Source organism: Methyloceanibacter sp., from assembly GCF_049590335.1.
In the GTDB taxonomy this organism is placed as follows: Bacteria; Pseudomonadota; Alphaproteobacteria; order Rhizobiales; family Methyloligellaceae; genus Methyloceanibacter.
Map to the genome: position 1 here is coordinate 1 of NZ_JBAWCQ010000171.1, position 7144 is coordinate 7144.

Genomic DNA, 7144 nt, shown 5'->3' on the forward strand with positions numbered 1-7144 from the left:
CGAAGATAATAGAGCTTGGCCCGGCGCACACGGCCGTGGCGGACCACTTCGATGGACTCGATCAGCGGCGAATGGATAGGGAAGACGCGCTCGACGCCCTCGCCATAGGAAATCTTGCGGACGGTGAAGTTCTCGTGGATGCCGCCACCGGCGCGGCCGATGCATACGCCTTCATAGGCCTGAACACGGCTGCGCTCGCCTTCCACCACTTTCACGTTAACGCGGACGGTGTCACCGGGGCCAAATTCCGGCACGCTGCGCTTGTTCAAGCGCTCGGTGACCTGCTCTTTTTCGAGCTCTTCAATAATGTTCATCTCGATACCTTTCGCGGGGCGCCTGCCGGGCCGTTGTCGACCACATGACGAACGCCATTCTTTTTGATTGGTCAGGGGTCTGGATTAGTCTTCCAGGCCTAGAAGGCCGCCCAAGGCGAACGCCCGGCAGCCAGCGGAGTTGTCCTACCCCAGCTTGTCGGCCTTGTCGATGGTTTTCCGGGTTGAAATCCGGTCCTTAGGGCCTCCGGTCGAGGCTGCGGATATAGGCGATCACGTTCCGCATATCGTCCTGTTCCAGGATGATATTGGGCATGGTCGGGTGCGAAGTCTGCAGCCAAACGGACAGGGCGTATTCCGTCATCCCGGGCGTCTCGGCGATCTCCTGGAAGGCCGTGGCACCCAGCCGCGAGGAGAGGTCCTCGCCCGCCAGTACCGCATGACAGTCGGCACACACCTCCACCGCATAGGCCCGTCCGGCCACGATATTGGCGTCTTGCGCAGTTGCGCCGCGCATCAGCGCGCCTTGGGATAACCCGGCCACCATCGTGGCAACGAGCACCATCATCGCTTTCATGCCCAACTCCTTCTTTTTCATGGAAGATTGTATCGCTCGCGCCAAACCGCCCTGACTTGGGTCAAGGTTTGGGTTTGGATCGACGCCAGGGCTTGTATCAAGTTCACGCCTTCCCGCGCTTTGCCCAAAGATCTGGCCGGCGGGTTTTTGTGAACTCTTCAGCCTGTTCGCGGCGCCATTTGTCGATTTTTTCGTGATCGCCCGAGAGCAGCACATCTGGAATCGTTTGGCCTTCGAAGTCGCGCGGGCGCGTGTAGTGCGGATATTCCAGGAGGCCGGAGGCGAAGCTTTCTTCCGTGAGCGTCCCGACATTGCCAAGGACGCCGGGCAGCAGGCGTACACAAGCATCCATCAGCACTTGCGCGGCCAGGTCTCCGCCCGAGAGCACATAGTCCCCGATGGAGATTTCCTCGATGTCGCGCGCGTCCAGCACGCGCTGGTCCAACCCCTCGAAGCGGCCGCAGAGTAGGATTACGCCAGGGCCCTTGGCGAGCGCCTGAACACGCTCTTGGGTCAGCGGGGTTCCGCGCGGCGAGAGGTAAATCGCAGGGCTCTCGGCCGGGGCGGCGGCTTTCGCGGCATCGATGGCGGCCGCGGCGATGTCCACGCGCATCACCATGCCGGCCCCGCCGCCGGCGGGCGTGTCATCCACGGAGCGATGCTTGTCTTTGGCGAAGTCGCGAATGTCGATGGCTTCGAGGCTCCAAAGACCCTCGACGAGCGCCTTGCCCGCAAGACTCAAACCGAGCGGACCCGGAAACATCTCCGGGAACAGGGTCAGGACAGTGGCCTTCCAAGTCATGCCGTTTCCCTTATGGCAGAACCGTTATGCCCCGGCATCGCGTCCGGCGCTCGCATCCTCAATCAGGAACCACGTTTCGACCATGCCGACACCTTTGATCGGGATGGTACCCCGACGGGTCAGAAGGAACTCTTCGCCGAGCGCGTCGCGCACGTCCGCCGAGACCTGGATCTCGCCGGGTAGGCCGTGCGACTCGAGGCGTGCCGCGAGGTTCACGGTCTCACCCCAGACATCGTAGGAGAATTTGTCCGCGCCGATCACCCCCGCCATGACCGGGCCGCTGGCGATGCCGATCCGGACCCGCAAGTCGACATCGTGGGTCTTGGACAGTGTGGCGACGAGGCCGGGCAGCGCCAGCGCCAGCCGTGCGAGGCGCTGGCAATGATCGGACTGCGGACGGCTGACGCCTGCCACGGCCATGTAGCCATCGCCGATAGTCTTGATCTTCTCGACCCCATGCAGGGCCGCCAGACGATCGAACTCGGTCACGAGCCTGTCGAGTATTTCCACGGTGCGCGCCACGCCGAGTTCCTGCGAGAGGCTTGTGAAGCCGACGAGATCGCTGAACAGAACGGAGGCATTGGACACGGCGTCGGCGATGCGCGCGCCCGGGGCCTGTTTCAAGCGGTCGATGACCGGTTCGGGCAGAATGTTGGCAAGAAGGCGGTCGGCTTCGGCCCGGGCGCGATCCGCCTTGGTCAGGGCGTAACCCACCACAAGCGCGACGATGCCGAATGTCGTGACGGCGGAGGAGACATAGAGATTATGCAGCAGGCCGACGTCCGCCGTGATACGGGCGCTGCCGGGTGGGTAGAGAAACCAAGTGGCCAAATGGAGTGCGAGCCCGGATAGGACAGCGGCGACGACGAGCCGGATATGCCCTAGCCCGCAAATCGCGAAGGCCACCGCCGCGCCGATGATATAGTTTAGCTGGATGCCCGAATTGTGCCCCAGCGCGCGCACGAAGAAGAACAGGGCCGCGTACTCGGCGACCCAGATCAGCACGACCGCGGCAATGTCGTTGATGCGATGCGCGAGCGGGGCGAGCAGTGCGATGGCCATGAGGCCGAGATTGACAGCGATGAGCGGCCAGTACTTCACGACCCCGAAGCTCGCATAGGTCGCCACGTAGGTCATCGACGTCACGGCAATCAGCAGTGCCATCACATTGATGATCGCCAACCGGATGCGCTCCTCACGCGGATAGTCCGCAATGCCGATCTCGGCGAAGCGGCGCAAAGGTCCGAGGCGACTGAGCATTGGGAGATCGCCTGCGCGCCACTTGGCGGGGGGCTCCGGCGAGGCTGCGGTGTGGGTCGTCATGGCGGGCACTCTAGCGTGTAACGCGCTTCTCCCCCATGACGTTACGTTACCCGCCTGAGCCCACATCGTCTTCTGAGGTTTCCAACTCCTCAGGCGGGATCAGCACGAGCCGGCCGCCGACGACATCGATGTTCGGCACGGTGTCGTCGGTAAAGGCTATGAGGAGCGATGGACTGCCCTCTGCGCGTGCAATCTCGATGATGTCGCCGGCACCGAAATTATGGACGGTCGCCACCGTTCCTATCGGTGCCCCATCCGGCGAGACCGCCTTTAAGCCGATCAGGTCGGCGACGTACCACTCGTCGTCCGCCGCCTCAGGCAGTGCGTCCCGCGCGATATAGAGCCTGGTGCGGTTCAGCGCTTCGGCGGCTTCGCGTGTCGTCACGCCCTTGATGCGGACGATCACTGCCTTGGGTGTGACGCGGAGACGTTGGATCTCGATCGTCTTCGAGCCGGCCTCGTCTCGCAGCGGACCGTAGGCGGCGATGTCGGCGGGGTCCTGAGTGTAAGAGCGCAAGCGCACTTCGCCCTTCAACCCTTGCGCAGCACCGATCTGACCGACGAGCACCAGGTCCGACTGTTCTTTCAAGTCCGCCTCCTCGCCCAAGCTCAGGGAACGCCTTTGATCAAAAGCTTCCCTATTCGGAAGCTTCTTTGGCTTCCTCGGCGGCAACCTCGTCGGTGGCCTCTTCGGAAGCCTCGGCCTGGGCGGCGGTAGCCGCGTCAGTAGCTTCCTTGTCGGTTTCTGCCTGCTTGGCTGCTTCCTTCTCAGCCTCGGCCGCGGCGGCCTTTTCTTCCCCGGCGGCGCGCTTGGCTTCCTCGCGCTCGAGGCGCTTCTTACCAGGCTTGGCCTTCTCCGGATTGTTGCGCGGCTCGCGCTTCATGAGACCTTCGGCATCCAGGAAGCGGAGCACGCGGTCGGTCGGCAGGGCGCCGTTGGAGAGCCAGTGCTTGACGCGGTCCGTATCCAGCTGAATGCGGTCCTCGGAGTCGCGCGGCAGCAGCGGGTTGAACGTGCCGATTTTCTCGATGTAGCGGCCATCGCGCGGGCTGCGCGAGTCGGCGACGACGATGCGGTAAAACGGGCGCTTCTTGGCGCCGCCCCGCGCCAGTCTTATCTTCAATGACATTGTTTCTTGCTCCTAAGTGTTGTTCGAATAGATGCGTTTCGTTGGTGTTGAAATCCTGAGCCGCCGTCAGCGCTTCTTCTTGCGCTGACCGGAGAGACCTGGAAGGCCGGGCGGCAAGCCGCCCGGAAGCCCTGCGCCGGGTAGCCCTGGAAGGCCGCTGGGAAGTCCGCCGCCGGGCAGACCCGGGAAATTGGCCGGGAGCTCCGCGCCCTTGGGAAGGCTCCCTCCGTCGGGTATGTCCGCCGGCATTTGCGCCATGCCGCCGCCGAACAAGGCCGACAGCGCGCCGCGTTTCTTACCCATGGCCTTCATCATGTCGGCCATCTGGCGGTGCATTTTTACGAGCTTGTTGATGTCCTGCACGCTCGTGCCCGAACCCGCCGCCACGCGCTTCTTGCGCGAGGCATTCAGCAGTTTTGGGGTCTTGCGCTCGGCCTTCGTCATGGAGCCGATGATCGCTTGCTGGCGCTTGAGAATGGTGTCGTCGAGATTGGCGGCGTCGAGCTGCTTCTTGACCTTGCCGATGCCGGGCAGCATCGAGAGCACGCCGCCCATGCCCCCGAGCTTCTGCATCTGCTGCATCTGCTCGGCGAGGTCGTTCATGTCGAAGGCGCCCTTCTTGAGCCGCTCGGCCATCTTCTGGGCCTTGTCGACCTCGACAGTCTCCATGGCCTTTTCGACGAGGCCGACGACGTCGCCCATGCCGAGAATGCGGCCTGCGATCCGGTCCGGATGGAAGTCTTCGAGCGCATCAAGCTTTTCGCCGACGCCCATCAGCTTGATGGGTTTGCCGCACACGGCGCGCATGGAAAGCGCCGCACCGCCGCGGCCGTCACCGTCGACGCGCGTCAAGACAATGCCGGTGAGGGCGACGCGCTCGCCGAAATTCTTGGCAAGATTGACCGCGTCCTGACCCGTCAGGGCATCGGCGACGAGCAGGGTTTCGTGCGGCTGGGCGATCTTCTCGATGGCGGCCGTCTCAGCCATCAGCTCTTCGTCGATATGGGTGCGGCCGGCGGTGTCGAGCAGCAATACGTCGAAGCCGCCAAGTTTTGCCGCTTTGACGGCGCGGCCGGCGATCTCAGTCGGGGTCTGGCCTTCGACTATGGGTAGCGTCGCGACATCCGCCTGCTCGCCCAGTACCCGAAGCTGCTCCTGCGCAGCCGGGCGGCGCGTATCGAGCGAGGCCATTATGACTTTTTGTTTGTCGCGGGTGGTCAGGCGAAGCGCAAGCTTCGCCGTGGTCGTCGTCTTACCGGATCCCTGCAGGCCGACCATCATCATGACGACGGGCGGCGTGGCCGCGAGGTCGATGCCTTGGACCTCTGACCCCAGCATGCGGATCATCTCGTCGTTGACGATTTTGACGACCATCTGGCCGGGCGTCACCGATTTCACCACATCCTGGCCGACGGCCTTGGACTTGACTCGATCCGTGAAGGATTTCACCACGTCGAGTGCGACATCGGCCTCGATCAGGGCACGGCGCACCTCGCGCATGGCCTCGGACACATCGGCCTCGCTCAGCGCGCCACGGCGCGTGAGCTTGTCGAAAATTCCGGAAAGGCGGTCTGAAAGTGTCTCGAACATCAGCCGGCGAACCCTGCGACATATTTGCGATAGACCCAGCCGGAGCGGCATGGGCCGGAATAACCTTGTCGGCGGGGCCAGGGCGTGCCAACGCCGCAATCCTTGGTCTCGTGGGAGTAGACGACGCCCAGCCAGTTCCGGCGCTCGTCGCAGAGATTGAGAATGGCGCCGTTATAGACCTTGTCCAGCATGGCATGCTTGGAGCTGGGGCCGGAGCGAACGGCCAGAAATCCATCGCCGCCGGCATCGAGGCCGCGCACAACGCCCTGCGATCCGCAGGCGTCGAAATCCTCTTCCCCGCCCGCAATGATCGGGACTTGCGGCCGATGGGCCAGCGCCGTCGCAGACAGGCCGGAGAGCACTAGCGCCGCGGTTACGCTAAGGAGTTGACCCTTCAATGTTCGCGTCATCGCATCCGCCTCCACATTGCGGACCAGAAGCTCGTTCCTCACCTGCGCTCCATGCGGCCATGCCCTCAAATAGGCCAAAGGCCAGTAGCGCAACGAAAAAAGCACCCGTGGGCGCATCGCGCTGACGGGTGTTGACCGCCCTTTCCTAATCTTTCCCCTGAAAGACCCCGGAAAGGGTGGCGGCTCGAAACTGAGCTGCCATGAATTTCGCCGGAATGTCGGCCAGCGCATCCCGGAAGTCAAGCTAATGGGGGAGCGACTTCGAGAAGGCATTGATGATGACGACGCCCACGATGATCAGGCCAAGCCCGACGATGGCCGGTGTGTCGAGGGTCTGCCGGAAGCGAAACCAGCCGACTGTCGCGATCAGGACAATGCCGACGCCCGACCAGATGGCATAGGCGAGCCCCACGGGGATCGTTTTGAGGGTAAGTGCGAGCGCGGCGAAGGAGATGGCATAGGCCACCGCCGTGACGATGCTGGGCCCCAGACGTGTGAAGCCGTCGGATTCCTTCAGCGCGGTGGTCCCGATCACCTCGAACACGATCGCAAGGGCGAGATAGAGATAGGGTTTGAGTGTCGACACCGTTCGGCTGTCTCCTTCGAGGCGTTGTCCTGCCGTTGTTTCCGGCTCAGTCGCTCTTTAGCAGATCGGAGAGGCCCACCGCTAAGTCCAACAAGGACTCATCGCCGCCCTCCCAGCCGATGAAAGACAGCCCGGCCGGGCAGCCCGCGGCTTCGCCCACGGGAACCGAGACCTGCGGCAGCCCGGCAAGGCCGGCCAGGCAGGTGTTCTGTAGGGTCACCGTGCGGTACTCCACGAAAGAGGCGCCGTCGGGAATATCGCGCTCCGGGGGCTGCGTCGGCGTGGTCGGCAGGACGATGGCCGTGCCCGGCTGCAAGATGGATTTGAGATGGGCCGTCACGACGCGCCGGAGGGTCCGCGCATCTTCCGCGGCCTCGGGGGTCACCCCGGCTGCGATCTCGAAGCGCTCCTTGATCCCAGGCCCGAGTTCCACGTTGTGCTCCTTCACGAAGGG

At 63.6% G+C, this 7144-nt stretch carries 10 protein-coding genes; all 10 read right to left on the reverse strand.

The window, feature by feature from the left end; translation table 11 throughout:
• Window positions 1-314, reverse strand: a 314-nt coding sequence (rplS, locus tag WBQ77_RS12400; protein WP_424060483.1) for a 50S ribosomal protein L19, incomplete at its 3' end; no start/stop codon positions are given.
• Window positions 315-510: 196 nt separating this feature from the next.
• On the reverse strand, window positions 511-849 hold the full coding sequence (locus tag WBQ77_RS12405) for a cytochrome C (protein ID WP_424044492.1): 339 nt from the start codon (window positions 847-849) through the stop codon (window positions 511-513).
• A gap of 103 nt (window positions 850-952) precedes the next feature.
• On the reverse strand, window positions 953-1651 hold the full coding sequence (gene trmD, locus WBQ77_RS12410) for a tRNA (guanosine(37)-N1)-methyltransferase TrmD (protein WP_424060484.1): 699 nt from the start codon (window positions 1649-1651) through the stop codon (window positions 953-955).
• Between the two features lie 24 nt (window positions 1652-1675).
• Window positions 1676-2974: an adenylate/guanylate cyclase domain-containing protein gene (locus WBQ77_RS12415; protein WP_424060485.1), complete on the reverse strand. Its 1299-nt coding sequence runs from the start codon at window positions 2972-2974 to the stop codon at window positions 1676-1678.
• A gap of 46 nt (window positions 2975-3020) precedes the next feature.
• Window positions 3021-3563 (reverse strand): ribosome maturation factor RimM, encoded by a 543-nt coding sequence (gene rimM, locus WBQ77_RS12420; RefSeq protein WP_424044497.1) that lies wholly within the window; start codon window positions 3561-3563, stop codon window positions 3021-3023.
• 49 nt (window positions 3564-3612) lie between these two features.
• A complete protein-coding gene (gene rpsP / locus WBQ77_RS12425; protein ID WP_424060486.1) occupies window positions 3613-4104 on the reverse strand; it encodes a 30S ribosomal protein S16 in 492 nt (163 codons plus the stop codon).
• A 66-nt stretch (window positions 4105-4170) separates the two neighbouring features.
• Complete coding sequence (ffh, locus tag WBQ77_RS12430) at window positions 4171-5694, reverse strand: signal recognition particle protein (RefSeq protein ID WP_424060487.1); 1524 nt, start codon at window positions 5692-5694, stop codon at window positions 4171-4173.
• Entirely contained in the window at window positions 5694-6146 is a 453-nt protein-coding gene (locus tag WBQ77_RS12435; protein ID WP_424060488.1) for an integron, read from the reverse strand. The genes ffh and WBQ77_RS12435 overlap by 1 nt, the downstream gene beginning before the upstream one ends.
• A 202-nt stretch (window positions 6147-6348) precedes the next feature.
• Window positions 6349-6690: a DMT family transporter gene (locus WBQ77_RS12440; RefSeq protein WP_424060489.1), complete on the reverse strand. Its 342-nt coding sequence runs from the start codon at window positions 6688-6690 to the stop codon at window positions 6349-6351.
• A gap of 46 nt (window positions 6691-6736) precedes the next feature.
• The coding region (locus tag WBQ77_RS12445; protein WP_424060490.1) for an amidase family protein at window positions 6737-7144 on the reverse strand (408 nt) is incomplete at its 5' end.